The organism is Lysobacter defluvii IMMIB APB-9 = DSM 18482 (assembly GCF_000423325.1).
GTDB lineage: Bacteria > Pseudomonadota > Gammaproteobacteria > Xanthomonadales > Xanthomonadaceae > Novilysobacter > Novilysobacter defluvii.
The window spans coordinates 247,888-266,392 of the sequence record NZ_KE384007.1 but is presented as its reverse complement, the minus strand read 5'-3'; the positions used below and the strand labels follow the sequence as shown (position 1 = coordinate 266,392).

The 18,505-nt window shown below is 64.4% G+C and carries 19 protein-coding genes; 6 read left to right on the top strand and 13 right to left on the bottom strand.

From position 1 onward, the window contains the following. The first annotated feature begins 3 nt into the window (after positions 1 to 3). The 3 genes from G545_RS0112870 (at position 4) to G545_RS0112860 (ending at position 3,283) form a co-directional block, all read left to right on the top strand. Complete coding sequence (locus G545_RS0112870) at positions 4 to 1,290, top strand: nucleotide sugar dehydrogenase (protein ID WP_036135727.1); 1,287 nt, start codon at positions 4 to 6, stop codon at positions 1,288 to 1,290. 11 nt (positions 1,291 to 1,301) lie between these two features. Next, entirely contained in the window at positions 1,302 to 2,705 is a 1,404-nt protein-coding gene (locus G545_RS0112865) for an asparagine synthase-related protein (protein WP_154656600.1), read from the top strand. Positions 2,706 to 2,791: 86 nt separating this feature from the next. After that, the gene (locus G545_RS0112860) at positions 2,792 to 3,283 is read left to right on the top strand and encodes a hypothetical protein (protein WP_027070737.1); all 492 of its coding nucleotides are present in this window, start codon (positions 2,792 to 2,794) and stop codon (positions 3,281 to 3,283) included. A gap of 93 nt (positions 3,284 to 3,376) precedes the next feature. On the opposite strand, the gene G545_RS0112855 is transcribed toward G545_RS0112860, so the two are convergent. The 4 genes from G545_RS0112855 to G545_RS0112840 all read right to left on the bottom strand — a co-directional run bounded on the left by G545_RS0112855 (position 3,377) and on the right by G545_RS0112840 (position 7,004). Further along, entirely contained in the window at positions 3,377 to 4,096 is a 720-nt protein-coding gene (locus G545_RS0112855) for a glycosyltransferase (RefSeq protein ID WP_161625789.1), read from the bottom strand. Then, positions 4,096 to 5,250 carry a non-hydrolyzing UDP-N-acetylglucosamine 2-epimerase gene (gene wecB, locus G545_RS15460; RefSeq protein ID WP_231553144.1) on the bottom strand — a complete coding sequence of 385 codons (1,155 nt, stop codon included), beginning with the start codon at positions 5,248 to 5,250 and terminating at the stop codon, positions 4,096 to 4,098. Before wecB ends, G545_RS0112855 begins: the two co-directional genes overlap by 1 nt. Before the next feature lie 63 nt (positions 5,251 to 5,313). Continuing rightward, positions 5,314 to 6,252, bottom strand: a complete 939-nt coding sequence (locus G545_RS0112845) for an electron transfer flavoprotein subunit alpha/FixB family protein (protein ID WP_027070734.1) — start codon at positions 6,250 to 6,252, stop codon at positions 5,314 to 5,316. After that, complete coding sequence (locus G545_RS0112840) at positions 6,252 to 7,004, bottom strand: electron transfer flavoprotein subunit beta/FixA family protein (RefSeq protein WP_027070733.1); 753 nt, start codon at positions 7,002 to 7,004, stop codon at positions 6,252 to 6,254. Before G545_RS0112840 ends, G545_RS0112845 begins: the two co-directional genes overlap by 1 nt. Before the next feature lie 145 nt (positions 7,005 to 7,149). Between G545_RS0112840 and G545_RS0112835 the strand changes: the two genes are divergently transcribed. The 3 genes from G545_RS0112835 (at position 7,150) to G545_RS0112825 (ending at position 10,139) form a co-directional block, all read left to right on the top strand. Further along, positions 7,150 to 8,562 (top strand): mannose-1-phosphate guanylyltransferase/mannose-6-phosphate isomerase, encoded by a 1,413-nt coding sequence (locus G545_RS0112835; RefSeq protein WP_027070732.1) that lies wholly within the window; start codon positions 7,150 to 7,152, stop codon positions 8,560 to 8,562. Between the two features lie 205 nt (positions 8,563 to 8,767). Then, positions 8,768 to 9,508: a CoA transferase subunit A gene (locus G545_RS0112830; protein ID WP_036135729.1), complete on the top strand. Its 741-nt coding sequence runs from the start codon at positions 8,768 to 8,770 to the stop codon at positions 9,506 to 9,508. Between the two features lies 1 nt (position 9,509). Then, entirely contained in the window at positions 9,510 to 10,139 is a 630-nt protein-coding gene (locus tag G545_RS0112825; RefSeq protein ID WP_027070730.1) for a CoA transferase subunit B, read from the top strand. A gap of 58 nt (positions 10,140 to 10,197) precedes the next feature. On the opposite strand, the gene G545_RS14790 is transcribed toward G545_RS0112825, so the two are convergent. From G545_RS14790 to G545_RS14785, 9 genes are all read right to left on the bottom strand, one after another. Next, on the bottom strand, positions 10,198 to 10,590 hold the full coding sequence (locus G545_RS14790; RefSeq protein WP_036135732.1) for a glutaredoxin family protein: 393 nt from the start codon (positions 10,588 to 10,590) through the stop codon (positions 10,198 to 10,200). Between the two features lie 398 nt (positions 10,591 to 10,988). Further along, a complete protein-coding gene (gene glmS / locus G545_RS0112810; protein ID WP_027070729.1) occupies positions 10,989 to 12,821 on the bottom strand; it encodes a glutamine--fructose-6-phosphate transaminase (isomerizing) in 1,833 nt (610 codons plus the stop codon). Between the two features lie 33 nt (positions 12,822 to 12,854). After that, a complete protein-coding gene (locus tag G545_RS0112805) occupies positions 12,855 to 14,156 on the bottom strand; it encodes a hypothetical protein (protein WP_154656599.1) in 1,302 nt (433 codons plus the stop codon). Continuing rightward, a complete protein-coding gene (gene rfbD / locus G545_RS0112800; protein ID WP_027070727.1) occupies positions 14,147 to 15,040 on the bottom strand; it encodes a dTDP-4-dehydrorhamnose reductase in 894 nt (297 codons plus the stop codon). Before rfbD ends, G545_RS0112805 begins: the two co-directional genes overlap by 10 nt. A gap of 3 nt (positions 15,041 to 15,043) precedes the next feature. Beyond that, on the bottom strand, positions 15,044 to 15,928 hold the full coding sequence (rfbA, locus tag G545_RS0112795; protein WP_027070726.1) for a glucose-1-phosphate thymidylyltransferase RfbA: 885 nt from the start codon (positions 15,926 to 15,928) through the stop codon (positions 15,044 to 15,046). A gap of 1 nt (position 15,929) precedes the next feature. Further along, positions 15,930 to 16,991, bottom strand: coding sequence for a dTDP-glucose 4,6-dehydratase (rfbB, locus tag G545_RS0112790; protein ID WP_027070725.1), 1,062 nt, complete (start codon positions 16,989 to 16,991; stop codon positions 15,930 to 15,932). A gap of 87 nt (positions 16,992 to 17,078) precedes the next feature. Then, positions 17,079 to 17,633 (bottom strand): HipA domain-containing protein, encoded by a 555-nt coding sequence (locus tag G545_RS0112785; protein ID WP_027070724.1) that lies wholly within the window; start codon positions 17,631 to 17,633, stop codon positions 17,079 to 17,081. Next, entirely contained in the window at positions 17,555 to 18,079 is a 525-nt protein-coding gene (locus G545_RS15455; RefSeq protein WP_081677908.1) for a HipA N-terminal domain-containing protein, read from the bottom strand. The genes G545_RS0112785 and G545_RS15455 overlap by 79 nt, the downstream gene beginning before the upstream one ends. Continuing rightward, on the bottom strand, positions 18,069 to 18,386 hold the full coding sequence (locus G545_RS14785) for a helix-turn-helix domain-containing protein (protein ID WP_052106485.1): 318 nt from the start codon (positions 18,384 to 18,386) through the stop codon (positions 18,069 to 18,071). Before G545_RS14785 ends, G545_RS15455 begins: the two co-directional genes overlap by 11 nt. Between the last annotated feature and the right edge of the window lie 119 nt (positions 18,387 to 18,505).

Sequence of the window (18,505 nt, the reverse complement as noted above, 5' to 3'; positions counted from 1 at the left end):
AGGATGAAATTAGTGAATATCTCGGACACGCGCTTTGCCATTGTTGGGCTCGGCTATGTTGGGCTGCCGTTGGCAGTTGCCTTTGGGCGGCACTTTCCAGTTCTTGGTTACGACATCAATTCCGTCAGGGTGACCGAGCTGAAGGAGGGGGTTGATCGGACCCTTGAGGTTGCTCCTGAGGATCTTTCCAGCGCCGGGCAGCTGGAATATACCGATCAGCTCAAGGATCTGGAGGCGTGTAATGTTTACATCATTACCGTGCCGACCCCAATCGATGCGGCGCGTCGGCCGGATTTCGACCCCCTGCTGAAGTCAAGTGCGGCGATTGGCAGTATTCTCAAAAAGGGCGATATCGTTGTTTACGAGTCGACCGTGTATCCCGGAGTGACCGAGGAGGTCTGCGTGCCGGTTCTGGAGCGGTCATCTGGATTGAAATTCAACGAGGACTTCTTCTGTGGTTACAGTCCGGAGCGCATCAACCCAGGTGATAAGGAGCGGACGGTCACCAAGATCGTTAAGGTGACAGCGGGGTCAACTCCCGAAGTGGCCGAGTTCGTGGATGCGTTGTATCGAAAAGTGATTACCGCCGGCACTCATAAGGCAAGCTCCATTCGAGTGGCAGAGGCGGCCAAGGTTATTGAGAACACGCAGCGCGACGTGAACATAGCGCTCATGAATGAGCTGGCGCGGATCTTTCACCGTATCGGGATCGATACCCATGACGTGCTCGCCGCGGCGGGGACGAAGTGGAACTTCATGCCATTCGTTCCCGGCCTGGTGGGCGGACATTGCATTGGGGTGGACCCGTACTATCTCGCCCACAAGGCCACTATGCTTGGCTACAACCCGGAGCTGATCCTGGCGGCGCGCCGGATCAATGACGACATGGGGCCGCATGTCGCGGACCGTCTGATGCGTTTGATGGCAAAGGCGAAGCTCAATATCGTCGGGTCCCGCATTCTCGTATTGGGGCTTGCCTTCAAGGAGAACTGTCCCGATGTCCGTAACACCAAGGTGGTAGAAGTTATTGCCCAGCTGAAGGACACGAACGCCGAGCTTGACGTATACGACCCATGGGTTGATCCCGACGAGGCGCTTCGGGAATATGGCGTCGAGCTTTCCGGTTCTCCGGTAGCGGGCGCTTATGACGCGATCTTGCTGACTGTCGCACACAAGCAATTTGTCGGACCGGAGGCCAGCTTGGATCTGAAGTCGCTGCTCAAGCCTGGGGGGATCATTTTTGATGTCAAGGGACGACTTGAAGCGGACGACCAGACCTTCCGTCTCTGACGATGAGTTCAATGGATCGCGGTTTCCGATTCGGCTTCATCCTGGCCGACGAAGCGCGAAGTCTTGCTCTGGGAGAGGTCTCTCATTGGAGACGTTTCCTCGTAGGCGGACTGGTGGGATTTGCTCATCCTGAGACGAAGGTGCAGTCGTTCGAGGAGAGCGGATGGCAGGCGGTCGTGCTTGGCGATATATATGTCGCTCACGGCGCGCGCTCAGTGCCCGACCTCATTTGCATGCTGGCTGCCCGGGAGGACTATTCAGCCCTCGACCAGCTTGGTGGCCGCTTCGCTTTGGTCATCTGCCGTGGCGGCGGGATTCGCTTCTACCACGATGCCTTTGGCTCGCGATCTCTCTATTATCGCGGTGGGCCGGGCGTACTCGTGGGTTCGCATGCGTCGTTGGTGGCCAAGGTTTGCGGAGAGACGCTTGATCCAGCCGCGATCGCCTATCGGGACAGCCCGGAATACAAACAGCGGGGCACCAGTTATTTGCCCGGTGATAGGACGATGTATCGCGGGATCTTCGCACTGACTCCGAATCACTATTACAGCGCCGAGCGATCCGGGCCTGTCAGGTTCTGGCCGCGCGGTGACGTCGAGGCTTCGGATTTCGACTCCTTCGCCGAGGTTGCTGATGAATACTTCCGGACCTTCAGCGCATTCCTCCGCGATCGCGGCGTTGGCTTGTTCGGCCTGACCGGGGGCGTGGATGGTCGCGTCCTGCTCGCAGGGGTTCGGGCCTATGATGTTCCGCACAGGTTGGTAACCTGGGGAGGTGGGCGGCTGCCGCCTGATGAGCTGCCGGTTGTGAAGCGGATGGTCCGGCATCTCGGTTCCAGCCACAAGTTCATGGATGTTGGGCGGAAAACGGCGGAGGCAAAAAATAGCAGCTTGATGGACGCCACGGAAATCGCAACCGGTTTTTCCCGCGGCAAGTCGGCGTTGACAGCAAATATGTCGCGGGTGGCTGACGAGCGTGACGTGTTTGTGCGTGGTTACGGTGGCGAGATCTTGCGCGGCTTCTACAATCGCCACAATCGGGAGCTTCCAGATAGGAGCCCGGATGCTCTCACGGATATCTACCTGACCAGGCGTGTCGGGGAGCCGACTCCCGAGTTTCGCGGGTTCGCCGTCCGTGCTTTCGCTGAATTCATCGAACGAACGGACTTTCAGGCGGACTTCTTCAACCACGACCCCCTCGATATTTTTTATTGGGAGCAGCGAATGGGCACCTGGGGGTCGATGATGCTTAATGAAATGGATCCGGTGGTGTACTCGATGGCGGGAATCAACAGCCGCCGCCTGTTCGAGGCTGCATTCGGGTTGAAGAGGGAAGAGCGGCTCGGGAAAAATCTCTTGTTGCGCCTGACCGGCCGGTACGATGCAGAGTTTGCAGGGATGGGAGCGGTATCGTAGATCCCTAATGAGAGCTGAAAGCCAGGTTCCCCGTTCGTCGGCCCATAGCGTAAGCTGCTTTCTATACAGAACAGTGGAGCATCGTGATGCGGATGAAGCCAGCCTATGTAACTGGGGCCTGCTTGCTTCTGGCGGGATTGTTCATGACTGCTTGCAGTGGCGAAGAGGTGCCCGTTGCTGACGATCAGCCGCAAGTGGACGCCGAATCGGGGTCCTTCGCGGAGTCTCCGCCGGTGCCCGCTGTTGACGAGCTGGTCAGTTCGCTTCTGAGCGGCGGGGCGGCAAAGCTGCGGTACGACCGTACTGGTCCCACGCCAGATGAAACAGGGCGCGAGCGGCAGGTGTACCTGGAGATGCTGGACAAGGATGTGGAGCAGGCTGAGCGGCTCGTGTCGAACGTGTTGCTTGGGCACGATTACCAAGAGGTGCGCCGCACCGGCGACCCGGACGACGTCCACTTGACGTTTGGGAAGCAAGGAAAGCCCGACCTGTCAGTGCGCATTCGCAGCCGTGAGACGCACTCGAACCTGACGGAGCCTGACGCACGCTCTTCAACGTACGTGACGTATATGCTCTGATAGGAGCTTGCGACATAGACTTCAGTCGCTTGTCGGGCCGCTGGGTATTTGTTTGCGAGCCGCGCTGAACCATTCTGTTCCTGTTACGGCTGCTCATTCGGCGGGATATGCCTGGGTGGGGGTTCGGTGCAGCGACTTCATGAAGGTTTCATAGTCATAGTCCAGCGGTTGCCCCCGGGTGTCGACTTCAGCCGGCGAGCGCGCCATGACTTTATTGCTCTCGTGGATGAGCTGGACCCATCCGGGGAATTCAAGTTTGATCAGCGGGAGGTGTCGGTGCATCAGGCTGTGCTGATCGTAATAGGCGGTCATCAGCCGACATCGCTTTCCGGCTTTCTCCTCGACAACGCTCAAAAACGGAGAGGGCACCTTTTGATATGCAGTGTCGCGGTAGATCTTCCGCGTCCGCGTGTCGACGCGCAGGCCCCTGGCGTCGATTACTCCTTTGTCGGTGTCGCGCGCAGAAGCCTGGATGCGTTCGACGAAATCTGGCAGCAGCATGTCATCATTGTCCAAGCGCGTAGTGATGATCTTCATGGAAGGATCCAGGTCTCGCGCCAAGAGTGAGATGAGCTCCTGCATCAGATAAGTGGTGCTGTCGAAATTCTTTGGCGGATCAACATCCAGCCAGATGGTGTCGATGCCTTGGGTGTCCGCGGGAGTCAGTCCGTTTCGACCCGCAACGACCCAGGTGAAGTTCCCGGCTGTTTGGTGGCGCAACGACGGAATAGTGTATTTTCGCGTCAGGTACCGACGCTGTTCCTTATGCGGATACTCGTCGGAGTAGAAATTTCTTGTGACGACGTAGTGCATCATTTCAGGGAGGCCGAGGGATTGCTGTTTAGCCAGTGCTCTATGAGGCTTGCGATCCGCTCGGCAGCCTTCCCGTCACCGAATGGATTGATCGCGCTGACGAACGTGCGCCGCTGTTGTTCGTTGAAGAGCAGCGCGTGTGTCCATTCAACGATCTTTTCTCGATCAGTTCCGACAAGTTTCGCAGTCCCGGATTGAATTGCTTCCGGCCGTTCCGTTGTGTCGCGGAGTACCAGGACGGGTTTGTTGAGCGCCGGCGCTTCTTCCTGGATGCCGCCTGAATCTGTCAGAATCACATCGGCCCGTCGCATCAGCCAGATAAATGGCAAGTAGTCGAGCGGCGGAATCAGGTGTATTTTGGGCTTCCCCTCCAGCACCCGTTTGACGGTGGTTCCAACGGCCGGGTTGGGGTGCACCGGATAGATCACTTCCACGTCAGGATGTGAGGATATTTCCAGTAAGGCCCGACAAACGTCTTCCAGTCGTTCTCCAATGTTTTCCCGACGATGACCGGTAACAAGCACTAGCTTTTTATCGGGCCGAATTGCCGGCAATTGGCTCTCCACGGCCTTTCTCAGGGTGGCATCCTGCTCAACACGGTCTATCGCGTTGAGCAGCGCATCCACGACGGTGTTCCCGGTTACGTGGATCGTGTCCGCTGCGACGTTTTCACTAAGCAGATTGCGACGCGCTTGCGCAGTAGGAGCAAAGTGTAGTTGGGCGAGCGGGGCTGTCAGTCGCCTGTTTGCTTCCTCGGGCCACGGAGCTGCCAGGTTTCCGGTCCGAAGTCCTGCCTCAACATGACCAATCGGAACTCGCAGATAAAACGCGGCGAGCGCGACCGCCAAGGTGGTGGTGGTATCCCCGTGCACCAACACCATGTCAGGCTTGAGGCGTTTAATGGAGCCAGTGACGGCCAGGAGAATCCGGGAGAATAATCCAGGCAGCGACTGATCCGGCTCCATGAGATCAAGGTCTTCGGTCGGTGTCACTCCGAATACATGCAGGACCTGATCCAGCAACTCGCGATGCTGGGCTGTCACAACGATCTGAACGTTGATGTCGGCCCGATTTCGTAGCGCAGTGGCTACCGGCGCCATCTTGATGGCTTCAGGTCGGGTGCCAAAGACAACCATGACCTTCTTGCTGGACATAACGCTCCCAAAAGAGAGGGCCGACGATCGGCCCCCGAAATTATTGCCTTCGGCAGTAAAGTGTCAAAGCGCCGCTTCCAACTCCGGCAGCACCTTGAACAGGTCCCCCACCAGCCCGTAATCCGCAATCTCGAAAATCGCCGAATCCGGATCTTTGTTGATCGCCACGATCGTTCCCGCGTCCTTGATGCCCGTCAGGTGCTGGATCGCCCCACTGATGCCGATCGCAATGTACAGCTCCGGCGCGATGATCTTGCCAGTCTGGCCCACCTGCATCTCGTTGGGCACGTAGCCGGCGTCAACAGCGGCACGCGAAGCACCCACCGCCGCGCCGATCGTGTCCGCGAAGTCGTAGATGATCTTGAAGTTCTCGGCAGACCCCACGCCGCGACCGCCGGAAACCACGCGCCTGGCGCTCTGCAGGTCCGGGCGGTCGGACTCGGCGCTGGCCAGGTCCTTGAAGCGGGTGTGCGTCGGCAGCTCGGCCTGCACCTCGGCGGCTTCGACGGCGGCGTTGCCGCCCTTGCCGGCCTCGGACCAGGAGGCGGTCCGCACGGTGGCCACGACCGTCTTACCGGCGGGCGCCTCCACGGTGATGATCGCGTTGCCCGCATAGATCGGGCGCTTGAAGGTGTGGCTGCCTTCCACGGCCATGACGTCGGTCACCTGCGGCACGCCGAGCAGGGCGGCCACGCAGGGCATCAGGTCCTTGCCGAAGGTGGTGGAGGGGCCGAAGACGTGGGTGTAGCCCTCCGCGAGCTTGGCGACCTGCGGGGCCAGTACCTGGGCGATCGCGTGGGCGTTGGCCTCGTTGGCGACGGTCAGCACGCGGGCCACGCCGTCGATCTGGGCGGCCTCGGCAGCGACGGCGGCCGGGTCGGCGGCCAGCACCACGATGTCGATGGATTCGGGGGAGAGCGCCTTGGCGGCGGTGACGCACTTGGCGGTGGAGGCGTTGAGGGCGCCGTCCAGGTGCTCGGCGATGATCAGGACTTTGGACATTAGAGGAGACCCTTTTCCTTGAGTGCGGCGACCAGTTCGGCGGCGTCCTTCACCATCACGCCCTTGCTGCGCTTGGGCGGCGGGGCGTAGGCGGTGGTCTTGAGGCCTTCACCGGCCTCCACGCCCAGCTCGGCGAACGGGATCGACTCCATCGGCTTGCTCTTGGCCTTCATGATGTCGGGCAGCTTGATGAAACGCGGCTCGTTGAGGCGCAGGTCGGTGGTGACCACGGCCGGGAGGTCGACTTCCACCGTTTCCAGGCCGGCGTCGACCTCGCGGGTGACGGTGGCCTTGCCGTCCGCGAGCTCCAGCTTGCTGGCGAAGGTGGCCTGCGGACGTCCCCAGATCGTGGCCAGCATCTGGCCGGTCTGGTTGGCGTCGTCGTCGATCGCCTGCTTGCCCAGGATCACCAGATCCGGCTGCTCCTTCTCGACCAGCTTCAGGAAGGTACGGGCGGCGTCCAGCGGCTGGATCTCCTGCCCGGCCTCGGTGACCACGTGGATGGCGCGGTTGGCGCCCATGGCCAGGCCGTTGCGCAGGTGGGCCTGGGCGTCGGCCGGAGCGATGGTGGCGACCACCACCTCGGTGGCGACCCCCTTGTCGCGGAGGCGCAGCGCCTCTTCCAGGGCGATTTCATCGAACGGGTTGGCGGACAGCTTGACGCCGTCGGTGACCACGCCGGTCCCGTCCGGCTTGACCTGGATGCGGACGTTGAAGTCCACCACGCGCTTGTATCCGACGAGGATCTTCATCGTTGTGGGGTTTCCTTGTGGGGGGCGGCTCAGCGGCCGCCGCGCGGTTGAAATGCGGCAGGCCATTCTAGCGGACACCACACGGGGGCGCAGGGTGAGGAGCGCCCGGGAGTATCCTTGTCGCACTTGTACTCGGGAGTTGGTGATGCTGCATCCGGTAGTACTCAGTGGCGGCAGCGGGACGCGCCTGTGGCCGATGTCGCGCCAGGACCGGCCGAAGCAGTTCCTGGCCCTGGTGGGGGACCGGTCCCTGTACCAGGAGACGGTGCTCCGGGCCGTGGGGCTGCCCGGCATGCAGGCGCCGATCACGGTGTGCAGCGAGGCGCACCGGTTCACGGTCGGCGAGCAGCTGCAGGCGATCGGGGTGGCCAGCGGCGGCATTGTGCTGGAGCCAGTGGCCCGCAACACCGCCCCGGCGATCGCGCTGGCCGCGCTGCACGCGCAGGCCCGGGATCCGGACGCGGTGCTGCTGGTCATGCCGGCCGACCACCTGATCGAGGACGAGGCGGCCTTCCGCGAGGCGGTGCTGAAGGCGGTCGAGTTGGCGGGGGATGACTGGCTGGTGGCCTTTGGCATCAACCCGGACTACGCAGAGACCGGCTACGGCTACATCCGCCGGGGCGAGGCGCTGGGCTCGGCCGGGTTCCGGATCGAGCGCTTCGTCGAGAAGCCCGACCTGGAGACGGCCGAGCGCTATCTCGCCGACGGCGGGTACTCGTGGAACTCCGGCATGTTCCTGTTCCGCGCCAGCCGCTATCTCGAGGAACTGGGCGCGCATGCGCCTGAAATAGTCGAAGCCGCCGGCCAAGCGTACGCCGCGTCCGGGGCGGACCTGGACTTCATCCGGGTGGACGGGGAGGCGTTCGCCGCCAGCCCCAGCGATTCGATCGACTACGCCGTCATGGAGAAGACCGACCGCGCCGCCGTGGTGCCCGTCAGCTGCGGCTGGAGCGACATCGGCTCCTGGTCCTCGTTGTGGTCGGTCGCCGAGCGCGACGAGGCCGGGAACAAGACCGAGGGGGACGTGATCGCCATTGACACCCAGGGCAGCCTCATCCGCGCCGCCGAGCGCAGGCTGGTTGCGACGGTGGGCGTGGAGGACCTGGTGATCATCGACACCGCCGACGCCACGCTGGTCGCGCGCAAGGACCGGGTGCAGGAGGTCAAGGCCGTGGTGGACCGGCTCAAGGCGGAAGGACGAACCGAGCACCTGTCGCATCGGAAGGTGTTCCGTCCGTGGGGCAGCTATGACTCGATCGGAGTGGGTCCGCGGTTTCAGGTGAAGCGGATCGTGGTCAAGCCGGGCGCCGCGCTGAGCCTGCAGAAGCACCAGCACCGGGCCGAGCACTGGGTGGTCGTGTCCGGCGTGGCCGAGGTGACCTGCGACGAGCGGGTGTTCGAGTTGAAGGAGAACGAGAGCACGTTCATTCCGCAGGGCAGCGTGCACCGGCTGCGGAACCGCGGCACCGAGCCGGTGGAGTTGATCGAGGTGCAGTCGGGTGGCTATCTGGGTGAGGACGACATCGTGCGGCTGGAAGACGTCTACGGCCGCAGCTGACGCTTTGCCCCCTCTCCCGCTCGCGGGAGAGGGTTGGGGTGAGGGCCGGTTTTGACTTGAGGGGCAAAAGCGCCCTCATCCGCCCTTCGGGCACCTTCTCCCGCAAGCGGGAGAAGGGCAGGGCAAGTGGAACTGCACCAAGGTACGGTTCGGTCCAGCAGCCCGGCGGGCTAGACTTGTGGGCATTCCGAAAAGGAGTAGCACCATGGCCCAGGCCCCTGCGGCGTCGCCCGTGTCCGGCGCCAAGAGCAAGCTCTATCCCGACGCGAAGTCCGCGCTCGAAGGCGTGGTGGCCGACGACCAGACGCTGGCGGTCGGCGGCTTCGGCCTGTGCGGCATCCCCGAGGCGCTGATCGAGGCCCTGCGGGACTCCGGCGTCAAGGGCCTGACCGCCATCTCCAACAACGCGGGCGTCGACGGCTTCGGCCTCGGACTGCTGCTGGAGACGCGGCAGATCCGCAAGATGATTTCGTCCTACGTGGGCGAGAACAAGGAGTTTGAGCGGCAGTTCCTGGCCGGCGAGCTGGAGCTGGAGTTCAACCCGCAGGGCACCCTGGCCGAGCGCCTGCGTGCCGGTGGCGCCGGCATCCCCGCCTTCTTCACCGCCACCGGCTACGGCACCGTGGTGGCCGAGGGCAAGGAAACCCGCGAGTTCGACGGCAAGCACTACGTGATGGAGACCGCGCTGGTCGCCGACGTGGCGCTGGTGAAGGCCTGGAAGGCCGACAAAGCCGGCAACCTGGTCTTCCGCAAGACGGCGCGGAACTTCAACCCTGCCTGCGCAATGGCCGGCAAGGTCTGTATCGCCGAGGTGGAGGAGGTCGTGGAGATCGGCGCCATCGATCCCGACCACGTGCACCTGCCCGGCATCTACGTCGACCGCATCGTGCACAACCCGAACCCCGAGAAGCGCATCGAGCAGCGCACCGTGCGAGGAGGCAACTGACATGGCCTGGACCCGTGACGAAATGGCGAAGCGCGCCGCGCAGGAACTCAGCGACGGCATGTACGTCAACCTCGGCATTGGCCTGCCGACCCTGGTCGCCAACCACATCCCCGATGGGGTCGACGTGTGGCTGCAGTCCGAGAACGGCCTGCTCGGCATCGGCCCGTTCCCGACCGAGGACGAGCTCGATGCCGACCTGATCAACGCCGGCAAGCAGACCGTGACCGCCCGCAAGGGTGCGAGCTATTTCGGCAGCCACGACAGCTTCGCGATGATCCGGGGCGGCCACATCGACCTGGCGATCCTGGGCGCGATGGAGGTCACCGACAAGGGCGATTTGGCCAACTGGATGGTGCCCGGCAAGATGGTCAAGGGCATGGGCGGCGCCATGGACCTGGTGGCCGGCGTCAAGCGCGTGGTGGTGCTGATGGAGCACACCACTAAGACCGGGGAGCCGAAGATCCTGCCCGAATGCACGCTCCCGCTTACCGGCGTGGGCGTCGTGAGCCGGATCGTTACTGATCTGGGCGTCATGGATGTGACGCCGGATGGGCTGAGGCTGGTGGAGCTCGCGTCTGGAGTGACCAGGGAAGAACTGGTGCAGAAAACCGGTGTGAGCCTTGTGAGCTGAGCTAGGTCCGCCCCTCGGCGGTCACCTCCTCGAGAAGGCAACTGTAGGCTGCGTCAGGCTATTCTTCGCGGAAGAGTGAGTCATACAACGGCTGTTTGTAGCCTGTCACCAACCGTTCGGATGAGATCAACACGGGAACTGTGGATAAACCAAGATCTCGCATGAAGTACTGCCGCTCCGATGAAGACTGCTCCAGCCGTACCTCGTGGTACACGAGCTCTCTCTGGTCCAGATGATCCCGTGCCATCTCGCAGTAGGGGCAACCGGCGTTCGTGAACAGTACCAGTGCCGCCCCTTGGTCATACCGAGCGAGCACCTGTGAATAATCGCCCAGCTGGATCTGATCCGTGACCCCATCAGGGGATCCCAGATGGCTCATCAGCGAGTGCGACGCGAAGAGCCCTAAGGCCAGGGCGAGCGCCGCGATCACAAAGATTTTTACCTGACGCATCCCGCGCCCTCCAACTCTCTGCAGTGGGTGAGTGGGGAGAAGGCTCCCGGCCTGCGCCGGGAGCCGTTGGCGCTTACCTCTCGATCAGATGGCAATCACCGGAGTAGGTGCACTTTCCGGCGCAGCCCCTCTGGAGACACTCCAGGAACTCGGTGATGCCAGCGCTAGCGACCACGGGCGCAAGCAAGCCCGCGCTAAACGCTGCTACTGCAACCACAGACATGATCCTCTTCTTCATTACATCCTCCTGATGTGCATGTGTAGTGCATTCTGAACGGCATGATCGAAGGTCATGCCGACCCGAATATCGCGCATCAGTACTGGCATTGCAAAGCGGCTCCGGTAGCGCTACCCAATGGGCGCGGGCAATGCGTCGGAACCGTGACGAAGCACCGTTTCTATTCGACGGTCACCGACTTGGCGAGGTTCCGAGGCTTGTCCACGTCGGTGCCACGTGCCAGCGCCACGTGGTACGCGAGCAACTGCACCGGAATGGTGTGCACGATCGGGCTGAGCACGCCGACGTGGCGCGGGGCGCGGATCACGTGCACCCCTTCGGACGGCCCGAACTCGCTGTCGTCGTCGGTGAACACGTACAGCTCCCCGCCACGGGCGCGGACCTCCTGCATGTTGGACTTCACCTTCTCCATGAGCCGGTCGTTGGGGGCAATCACCACGACCGGCATGTCCTCGTCGACCAGCGCCAGTGGGCCGTGCTTGAGCTCGCCGGCCGGGTAGGCCTCGGCGTGGATGTAGGAGATTTCCTTTAGCTTGAGCGCGCCTTCGAGGGCGATCGGGTAGTGGATGCCTCGGCCCAGGAAGAGCGCGTCGTTCTTCGACGCGAACCGCTCGGCCCACCGCGTGATCTGCGGCTCCAGGTTCAGCGCGTGCTGGATGCTTCCCGGGAGTTGGCGCAGGCAGTCCAGGTGATCGGCTTCCTGCTCGTCATTGATGGAGCCGCGCAGCTTTGCCAGGGTGCAGGCGAGGGTGAACAGGGCCACTAGCTGCGTCGTGAAGGCCTTGGTGGAAGCCACGCCGATCTCCGCGCCCGCGCGGGTGTAGTAGACCAGCCGGCTGGCGCGCGGAATTGCGCTCTCGGGTACGTTGCAGATCGACAGGGTGGCGTCGTGTCCAAGTGACTTGGCGTACTTGAGTGCCTCCATGGTGTCGAGCGTCTCGCCGGACTGCGAGATGGTCACCACCAGGTGGCGCGGTTTGGCGACCACGTCGCGGTAGCGGTACTCGCTGGCGATCTCGACTTCGCAGGGCAGGCCGGCAATGGACTCGATCCAGTAGCGGGCAGTGACGCCGGCGTAGTAGCTGGTGCCGCAGGCGAGGATCTGCACGCCTTCGATCCCGGCGAGGACCTCCGCCGCGTCGTCCCCGAACAGTTCCGGGGAGAACGTGCCGTCGTCGATCACCGCCTCGATGGTGTCGGAGATCGCGCGCGGCTGCTCGTGGATCTCCTTCTGCATGAAGTGGCTGTACGGCCCCAGCTCCAGCGACGCAAGCGACACGTCCGAGACGTGCACCTCGCGCTCAACCGGCTGGCCCTCTTCGCCGAACACCCGCACCCCGTCACGGGTCAGCTCGGCGGTATCGCCCTCCTCCAGGAAGATCACCCGGCGGGTGGCCTGGATGATCGCCGAGACGTCGCTGGCGACGAAGTTCTCGCCGTCCCCCAGACCCACCAGCAGAGGGCAACCCATCCTCGCGACGATCATCCGGTCGGGCTCATTCTTGCTGACCACTGCGATCGCGTAGGCACCGGTCAGCTCGCGCACCGCGCTCTGCACGGCAGCCAGGAGGTCAGCGCCCTGCTTCTGGTGGAAGTGAATCAGGTGGGCGATGACCTCGGTATCCGTGTCGGACTCGAAGACATAGCCGCGTTCGCGCAGCTGGTCCCGCTGGGAGTCATGGTTCTCGATGATGCCGTTATGCACCACCGCCAACTCATCGAAGCTGATGTGCGGATGTGCGTTGTGCTCCGTGACTCCACCATGGGTCGCCCAGCGGGTGTGGCCGATGCCCAGGCCCGCGGCAAGGCCTTGCTCCCCCGCGGCGGTTTCCATCTCCGAAACCCGCCCGGTGCGGCGGACGCGGCGTAGCCGCTCCTCGTCGAGCACGGCGATGCCGGCGGAGTCGTAGCCGCGGTATTCCAGCCGCTTGAGGCCCTCGACCAACACCGGGACGATATCGCGATCAGCGATCGCGCCAACGATTCCGCACATGCCACTTCCTTGAGCTCGACAAAGCCGCTAATTCTAGCGGGTCATCCGTTCGCCGGTATCGGGAAGAACCTGACCCGCCTTTCTTTCCGCCCTTCCGCCACTCAGGCCCCCCATACCCGGCGCGGCCATCAGCGGCAGCACGAGGAACAGCGGCAGGAAGTACCGGGCCTGTACTTCGAAAACCGCGTGCACGAGCCAGAACGACGCCAGCCACAGCAATGGCAACGCAGCTTCGAGCCATCTCCCTTTGCGGCCATTCCGTATGGCTGTCGCCAGGATGAAAAAGTAGGTGAGGAGGAGCAGCACGCGGTACCCCCGGCCCTCCCACCCGTACAGATGCGGGATTGCGGCCTGGAGGTGTGGATTTACCGACCGGTCGGCCGGCTCGCTCGATCCTTCCGGCGCTCCGAGGGACCAGTAAAGGGCGTACGCATCAGGAAGAGCGATGGTTCTTACCTTGCAGCGAATCACCTGCAGCCAGTATTCGGGCGCCTGTTGCCGTAACCGTGCCGGGACGGCCTCCAGGAGTGGCAGGTCTGCGTCCGCACGTGCGTCGTGCGTGGCCTTTGGGCTCCAGTGTCCACATGTCCCGGGCGTTGTCCCAGATGAGAGCAGGCCTGCGTAGAGGGTAACGGCCGAGTTTGTCCGCACCGCCTCGGAGCGCCCCGCCTCTGCACGCAGGGCGGAGTCGAGGGCAAAGCCCAATAGCGCTCCCGCAGCCAGGACCAGCGGTGCTGCAGCGACCTTGAGCCGGCGGGGAGGCGCAACTGCGTGGGCAATGGCAGCCGCCAGCCCAAGCAACGCCGAGAACACCATCAAAATCAGGAAGAACTGTGGCCGGCTCGAGACTGCAAACACCATCAGGACTACCGAAAGGCCTACTGCCCAGGCTCGGCGCTCCGGCGGCCAGTTCGCCGCGAGCAGCCAGATGCCCGCGCAAAGCAATGCAGTCGACGACAGGTCGAGCTGCACCACGGCGTGGTACGGCGTGATTGCCAGCAGGTAGGCAAAGACCAGCAGTAGCGGCAGCCCCAAGCGTCGTCCATTTGCTTGGTACGCCACTGCGAGGATGGCGAGCGCCGAGATCGAATTGATGACCAGTGCGGCGAGGTGCGGCGGAAGGGAAATCTGCTGCAAGCCGCGAAGCACGAACAGCAGGACGCCTCCGCGCTCGTAGGCGACCGAGCCCTCCGCGGCCCTCCAGTAGTAGAGCCAGTCGCTGAAAGGTTCGGGCCGGATGACAAGCGCCCACGCTGTTGCCGCAGCCACGAGCAGTACTGCCCCGGCGACGAGCAGGATCCGCGTCGCCGGAGCCCTCGATGCGTTTACTTGCACTGTTCCAGCACCTCGCACAGTCCCTGTCTCCATCCTGGCAGCTGGATTCCGAGTTCCAGGCTTGCCCTCCTGCTGTCGAGGACAGACTGGCGCGGACGGCTGGCGCCGGCCGCGTAGGCCTCGCTCGACACTGCAGCGATCTCCTGCGAACGGACGGGAAGTCCTTTCTCTCGAGCAATCCGAAAGATGCTGTCCGCAAACCTGTACCACGTGGTCTGCCCCTGCGGCGCGAGGTGCCACGTGCCGCTTCCCCTGTGGCCAGCGGCAATGACCTTCGCCGACGCATTCGCGACCCAATGCGCCGGTGTCGGCGTCCCGTGCTGGTCATCCACTACCTGGATGACCTCCCGCTCGCCGGCCAGCCGCAGCATGGTCCGCAGGAAGTTGTGCCCGTGCGCGGCGTACACCCAGGCAATGCGGAAGATCATGTGCTGGCAGCCGCTCGCGCGGATTTCCTCCTCGCCCGCCAGCTTGCTGGCACCGTAGGTGTTCACCGGGCCAGTCGGGTCGTCTTCGCGCCAGGGCCGCTCGTTCTCGCCCGAGAACACGTAGTCGGTGGAGTAGTGGATCAACCGGGCGCCCGCCGCTGCGCAGGCGCGGGCGAGTTCTCCAACGGCTTCCGCGTTGATCCGGAAGGCCAGGTCCGGCTCGCTTTCCGCGCGGTCGACGGCGGTGTAGGCGGCCGCGTTGACCACGACGTCCGGTCGAGCCCGGTCGATGAGCTCGGCCAGGCTGCCGGGTTGGCCAAGGTCCGCGCGCTCGCACGCCGCGCCGTCGGACAGGGTGCCGCCGCGGGTGCTGCTGACCAGCTCGCCCAGCGGAGCCAGGCTCCGGCGCAGCTCGGTCCCGAGCTGTCCGTTCGCGCCGGTCAGCAGGATGCGCATGGCTCAGCCAATGCGCCCGCGTTCGACCAGCCCGGCGAGGTACTCGCCGTAGCCGCTGGCGCGTAGGGGTTCGGCCAGCGCCAGCAGCTGGGCGTCGTCGATCCAGCCGCTCTCCCAGGCGATCTCCTCCGGGCTGCCGACGCGCAGGCCCTGGCGCTGTTCGATGGTCTCGATGAAGGCGGCTGCCTGTAGCAGGGCGCTCGGGGTGCCGGTGTCCAGCCAGGCCGCGCCCCGGCCGAGCAGCTCCATGTGCAGGGCGCCGTCGGCCAGGTAGGAAAGGTTGAGGTCGGTGATCTCCAGCTCGCCGCGGGCCGACGGCTTGAGCGCGGCGGCGCGGTCCGGGGCGGTGTCGTCGTAGAAGTACAGGCCGGTCACCGCGTGGTGGGAGCGGGGGCGGGCCGGCTTCTCCTCGATTCCGACCACGCGGCCGTCGCCGTCGAACTCCGCCACGCCGTAGCGCTGCGGGTCGCGCACGTGGTAGCCGAAGATGGTGGCGCCCTGGCGGCGCTGGTCGGCGGTCCGCAGCGTCGCGGTCAGGCCGTGACCGTGGAAGATGTTGTCGCCGAGCACCAGGCAGCTGGACTGGCCGTCGAGGAACGTGCGGCCGATCGTCAGCGCCTGCGCCAGCCCCTTCGGCTCGGGCTGGGCGGCGTACTGCAGCTCCATGCCCCATTGCGAGCCGTCCCCCAGCAGCCGCTGGAACAGCGCCTGCTCGTGCGGGGTGTTGATGACCAGCACCTCGCGGATGCCAGCCAGCATCAGCACGCTCAGGGGGTAGTAGATCATCGGCTTGTCGTAGACCGGCAGCAGCTGCTTGCTGATCGCCTGCGTCACCGGCCACAGCCGGCTGCCGGTCCCGCCGGCGAGGATGATGCCCTTGCGCGCCATCTCAGCTCCCTTCGCCCAGCCGCTGCAGGCGGTACTTGCCGTCGAGGATCCGCTGCGTCCACCCGGTGTTGGCCAGGTACCAGTCGACCGTGGCCGCCAGGCCGTCCTCGAAGCGGGTGGCCGGGGTCCAGCCCAGCTCGCTGCGGATCTTGCCCGCATCGATCGCGTAGCGTCGGTCGTGCCCGGGGCGGTCCCGCACGAAGGTGATCTGGCTGGCGCGCGGCTTTCCGTCGTCGCGGGGGTGGCGGGCGTCCAGCAGGTGGCAGATCGCCTCGACCACCTCGATGTTCCGACGCTCGGCATCACCGCCGATGTTGTAGACCTCGCCCACGCGGCCCGCCTCGAGCACGCGGTTGATGGCGTTGCAGTGGTCCTTCACGTACAGCCAGTCGCGCACGTTGCCGCCATCGCCATAGACCGGGATCGGCTCGCCGGCGACTGCCTTGGCGATCACCAGCGGGATGAGCTTTTCCGGGAACTGGTACGGACCGTAGTTGTTGGAGCAGTTGGTGGTCAGCACCGGCAGCCCGTAGGTGTGGTGGAAGGCGCGGACCAGGTGGTCGGACGCGGCCTTCGACGCGGAGTAGGGCGAGTTGGGGGCGTAGGGGGTGGTCTCGGTGAACCGGCCGCTGTCGCCCAGCGAGCCGTAGACCTCGTCGGTGGAGACGTGCAGGAACCGGAAGCCGTCCTTCCGCGCCTCCGGGAGCCCGCGCCAGTAGTCGCGCGCGCACTCGAGCAGGTTGAGGGTACCAACGACGTTGGTCTGAACGAAGGCGGCGGGGCCGTCGATGGAGCGGTCGACGTGGCTCTCGGCGGCGAAGTTGAGGATCGCGTCGGGCTGGTGTTCGGCGAGGAGCCGGGCGAGGAGTGCGCGGTCGCCGATGTCACCGTGGACGAACACGTGGCCGGGGTTGCCCTCGAGCGGCTTCAGCGTGTCCAGGTTGCCCGCATAGGTCAGCGCGTCGAGGTTGATGACCCTTGTGCCCGACGCGACGGCGTCGAGCACGAAGTTGCCGCCGATGAAGCCCGCGCCGCCGGTTACGAGCCAGGTTTTGTCAGCCATTGGCCCGTAACTCCCGAGAACCCTGCTTCGCCTCAGCGATCTATTCTGCCACCGAGCTGCGATGCCAGCGAACCATGCGGCTCGAGCTCAGATCGTGCGAAACATGCGGCCGAGTGCCAGGTCGACCTCGCCCTCGGCAAGCCCGGCCCCGGCAAGGATCCCGGGCGCCCGATGAAGCACTTCCTGGATGCTTTCCAGCGACCGCCTTGCCACGTCCTCGTCCAGATCGTAGGAGGCAAGTGCACTGAACGCGTTTTCCAGTGAAGACTCCCGGCCCTTCAGCCCGATCCCGATGGCATGGACCGGCTTTCCTTCCGCCACGAGATCGAAGGCGGGTGACATATCCCAGCTGCCTGCATGGAGCAGCAGGCCATGGTTGCGCGCGTGATCGTCGGTGTTGCCGATCAGCACGTTGAACAGCATTCGCTCGAACATGCGACGCCCCGCGTCGGACACGCCGATGCGGCGGTACAACGAGGCAGCACCGAAGTAGCTCACCAGTCCCGTAGGGGCGACCACATCGGCCGGTGACATGCGCTCCACGGAGAGCAACGCGTGCAGGCTCAGGTAGTGCAGGCGCTCACCCGCGTTCCGGTCGAAGCGCTGTACCAGTAGCACCGCTCGGCCGTTCGCCTCGGCCAAGCGCGCCTCCCGGCCGCGATCGCCGTGGAGGCGGCTTCGAGTTCGGCAAGCGACGTCTCCGTGGCTACCGCCCGCACCGGAGCTGGCCTGGTGCGGGATTGGGAGAAGAGCAGCGCACCCGTTCCGGCGCCGTTTGCCAGTCTCAGTATCTCCAGCGGGTTCGCCGCCACCGACGGGCCCCGCTCGTGTTCGATGAGCAGGCGACCCCATGCGTCGGGTCCTGCGTCGGCGAATACGCCATGGATTCCGCCGTTGAGGGTGGTGTCGAAGGGGCCGTCGCGCAACTCCAGATTGCGCGGGTCCAGCGGCCAGGCGTCGGGGTGTGCGAGCCAGTCACGGCTGTACTCGAAGCGGCCGCGACCCTCCCTCCATCGCAGCCTGCCGGCCAGGGCGTGCTCACCCTGGCGTGGGGCAAAGACGTAGAGCGTGTCCAGCTCAGAAGTCATCGTTTACAACCCGGGAGGGAAGTCGTTGACTCTCAAGCGCCCGCCCGCGCCGGTCGTCCTCGATCATCTCGACGAGATCGGACGCCCAGGAGCGCTCCAGAACCTGCAGGACTTCCAGGAAATTCCCGAGGGCAATGCCCGGATCACCCGCCTCCAGCCGGCCGATGGTCTGCTTGCTGAGCCCCGCGCGGTCGCCCAGCTGCTGCTGGGTGATGCGGCGCCGGATCCGCGCGGTGCGCAGGGCGGAGCCGAGGCGCTGGGTGGCGGAAAGGGTCTCGGGAGAGTGGCGGGCCGCGGGCCTCTTCATCAAGGTACTGTATATCACTCGTTGCCGAGTTACAGGGATGATTTATGAGGCATCGCGACACGCGCACCCGATATCGTCGTGCCCATGCACGCGGGCATCCACGGGCGTTCCTCGGTTCC

Excerpts from the sequence above, each read along its gene's own strand:
- wecB (WP_231553144.1), bottom strand. The coding sequence starts at position 5,250 with ATGTCCAGCAAGAAGGTCATGGTTGTCTTTGGCACCCGACCTGAAGCC.
- rfbA (WP_027070726.1), bottom strand. The coding sequence starts at position 15,928 with ATGGCGCGCAAGGGCATCATCCTCGCCGGCGGGACCGGCAGCCGGCTG.
- G545_RS0112830 (WP_036135729.1), top strand. The coding sequence starts at position 8,768 with ATGGCCCAGGCCCCTGCGGCGTCGCCCGTGTCCGGCGCCAAGAGCAAG.
- G545_RS15455 (WP_081677908.1), bottom strand. The coding sequence starts at position 18,079 with ATGACTTCTGAGCTGGACACGCTCTACGTCTTTGCCCCACGCCAGGGT.
- G545_RS0112840 (WP_027070733.1), bottom strand. The coding sequence starts at position 7,004 with ATGAAGATCCTCGTCGGATACAAGCGCGTGGTGGACTTCAACGTCCGC.
- G545_RS0112855 (WP_161625789.1), bottom strand. The coding sequence starts at position 4,096 with ATGCACTACGTCGTCACAAGAAATTTCTACTCCGACGAGTATCCGCAT.
- G545_RS0112865 (WP_154656600.1), top strand. The coding sequence starts at position 1,302 with ATGGATCGCGGTTTCCGATTCGGCTTCATCCTGGCCGACGAAGCGCGA.
- G545_RS0112860 (WP_027070737.1), top strand. The coding sequence starts at position 2,792 with ATGCGGATGAAGCCAGCCTATGTAACTGGGGCCTGCTTGCTTCTGGCG.
- G545_RS0112845 (WP_027070734.1), bottom strand. The coding sequence starts at position 6,252 with ATGTCCAAAGTCCTGATCATCGCCGAGCACCTGGACGGCGCCCTCAAC.
- G545_RS14790 (WP_036135732.1), bottom strand. The coding sequence starts at position 10,590 with ATGCGTCAGGTAAAAATCTTTGTGATCGCGGCGCTCGCCCTGGCCTTA.
- G545_RS0112835 (WP_027070732.1), top strand. The coding sequence starts at position 7,150 with ATGCTGCATCCGGTAGTACTCAGTGGCGGCAGCGGGACGCGCCTGTGG.
- glmS (WP_027070729.1), bottom strand. The coding sequence starts at position 12,821 with ATGTGCGGAATCGTTGGCGCGATCGCTGATCGCGATATCGTCCCGGTG.
- G545_RS0112825 (WP_027070730.1), top strand. The coding sequence starts at position 9,510 with ATGGCCTGGACCCGTGACGAAATGGCGAAGCGCGCCGCGCAGGAACTC.
- G545_RS0112870 (WP_036135727.1), top strand. The coding sequence starts at position 4 with ATGAAATTAGTGAATATCTCGGACACGCGCTTTGCCATTGTTGGGCTC.
- rfbD (WP_027070727.1), bottom strand. The coding sequence starts at position 15,040 with ATGCGCATCCTGCTGACCGGCGCGAACGGACAGCTCGGGACCGAGCTG.
- G545_RS14785 (WP_052106485.1), bottom strand. The coding sequence starts at position 18,386 with ATGAAGAGGCCCGCGGCCCGCCACTCTCCCGAGACCCTTTCCGCCACC.
- rfbB (WP_027070725.1), bottom strand. The coding sequence starts at position 16,991 with ATGGCTGACAAAACCTGGCTCGTAACCGGCGGCGCGGGCTTCATCGGC.